2 protein-coding genes are annotated in these 2,064 nt (G+C 72.9%); both read right to left on the bottom strand.

From position 1 onward, the window contains the following. Positions 1 to 126: 126 nt before the first annotated feature. Complete coding sequence (mptB, locus tag ACTHJJ_RS06010; protein ID WP_440302027.1) at positions 127 to 1,602, bottom strand: polyprenol phosphomannose-dependent alpha 1,6 mannosyltransferase MptB; 1,476 nt, start codon at positions 1,600 to 1,602, stop codon at positions 127 to 129. Further along, positions 1,592 to 2,064, bottom strand: a 473-nt coding sequence (locus tag ACTHJJ_RS06005; protein WP_440302026.1) for a histidine phosphatase family protein, incomplete at its 5' end; no start/stop codon positions are given. The genes mptB and ACTHJJ_RS06005, both read right to left, overlap by 11 nt.

Below are 2,064 nucleotides of genomic sequence, written 5' to 3'. Positions count from 1 at the left end.
GGATCTCGTAGCAGACGTTCTGGAGCTTGAGGGACTGGCTGACCGCGCGCATGGCGTCCACTGTCTCACTCCCGTACGGGGCTCACCGCGCCGCTCTCGGCATGTGGCCCCCGCCCGTCCGAGGGGTCAGGGGCGGCGGGTACGCACCCAGCCCCGTCCCGCGCGGACCAGCAGGACCGTCGCGACGATGTCGATCGGCACCCCGACGGCCGTCGTCGTCAGGCCGAGGCTGTAGCCGTCGGGCAGCTGCGTGAGGCAGAGGACCGTCGCCGCGACGGCGAGCCAGCTGCGGGTATGCCGGGGCGTCGTGGCCGCGACCGAGGCGGCGAGCACGGGCAGCACCCAGAGGAAGTACCAGCCGAGGAAGGCCGGGGCCAGGACGACGACGGCGAGCAGGGCCCAGCCGATCGCGCGCACGACGAGGGCCCGGTCGGTCGCGTGGCGCAGCGCTCGTACCCAGATGACGACGAGCAGGAGGGCGAGGACGGCGAGACCCGCCATCCGCAGGACCGCGATGCCAGTGTCGCGCCAGTCGTCGTGGCCGAGGACGTGCCCGACCGCGCCGATGCCCATCCCGAGGCCGGTCGGCAGCGAGGTCCACTGCTCGTTCTTGCCCGAGGTGGCGGCCGGGTTGAGCCAGGACCAGCCGAGACCGGTGGCGAGCGTCACCGCGCCGACCGTGACACCGGCCGCGAGCACACCCACGACAGCCGGTTTGAGGTAGTCGACGACGCGGTCCCGCCACCGGAACACCTCGTCCCGGGTGTCAAGAGCGGGGACGGTGACGAGGAGGACGAGGAAGGGCAGGGCGACGATCGCGGTGAGCTTGACCATCGTCGCGAGCCCGACGACGACCGCTGCCCAGACGAGCCTCCGGCGCAGCGCGAGCGCCACGGCGCCCAGCATGCCGGCGACCATGAGCGCGTCGTTGTGCCCGCCGCTGACGAAGTGCGCCCCGACGAGTGGCGTGGCGACGGCGAGCCAGGTCGCCCGCTCGGGCGAGACCACCTCGAGCCGACGGGCCAGATCGGCCACCGCCCATGCGATGACGACCACGCTCGCGACGGCGACGAGCCGCAGGAGAAGCAGCGCCAGCCACAGGTGCCCACCCGACACGACCGCCGCACCCCGGGCGACGAGAAGGAAGACCGGGCCGTACGGCGCCGTCGTGTCGAGCCAGGTCGGCGCCGTCGACTCGCGCCACGGCGAGTCCAGCTCCCGCACCGTGTGCTGCAGGGGCGAGAGCCCCTGCTGCCACAGGGCGCCTTGAGCGGCATACGAGTAGAGGTCACGGCTGTAGAGCGGGACGGAGGCGACGAGCGGGAGGAACCACGCGGCCGCTGTCGTCCACCACCAGCGGAGCGTCACGGCGGCGGTGCGCAACCGCCACCAGGCGAGCAGCAGGACGGCCATGGCGACGAGAGACACGAGCGCGGCCAGCGGGGACCCGCCCGTGGGCGACCACCATTGGAAGCCGGGCCAGAGGATGCGGGTGTTCAGGGTGGGCCGCGACCCTGAGCCCCACGAGGCCGCGGCCAGGACGACCGCCGCCGCGACGCCGGCCCAGCGCCAGCGGGCCGGGTTCAGCCGGTCATCGGTCATGGGTGATCGGCTCGTCACCCCAGGCGAGCAGCTTCCATCCGGCGTCGGGGTCACCCTCCATCGTCACGATGAGGGTGTTGTCGATGCGGCGGTTGTCGAAGAAGTCGACGCCCAGGCCCAGCGCGACCGAGCACCACACGCGCATGGCAGCGCCGTGGCTCACCGCGACCGCCGACTCGTGGCCGTCGTCGGCGATCTGCCGGATCGCGTCGGTGTAGCGGGTCAGGAAGCCGACGCCCGTGTCACCGCCGGGGATCGCGTGGGTCGGGTCCTCACGCCAGGCGGCCACGGCCTCGATGTACGGCCCCCACTCGGTCGACATCTCGTAGTCCCCCGCCTGGATCTCGCGCAGGCCCGGCAGGACGACGAGCTCGAGCCCGAGGGTGCGGGACAGCGGCTCGGCGGTCTGCCGGGTGCGGACGAGGTCGGAGACGTAGATGGCGCCGAGATCCTCTCCCTCGA

The organism is Intrasporangium sp. (assembly GCF_051961875.1).
Lineage (GTDB): Bacteria > Actinomycetota > Actinomycetes > Actinomycetales > Dermatophilaceae > Intrasporangium_A.
Note: the sequence above shows the minus strand (reverse complement) of the source record. Positions and strands in the feature narration are given on the sequence as shown.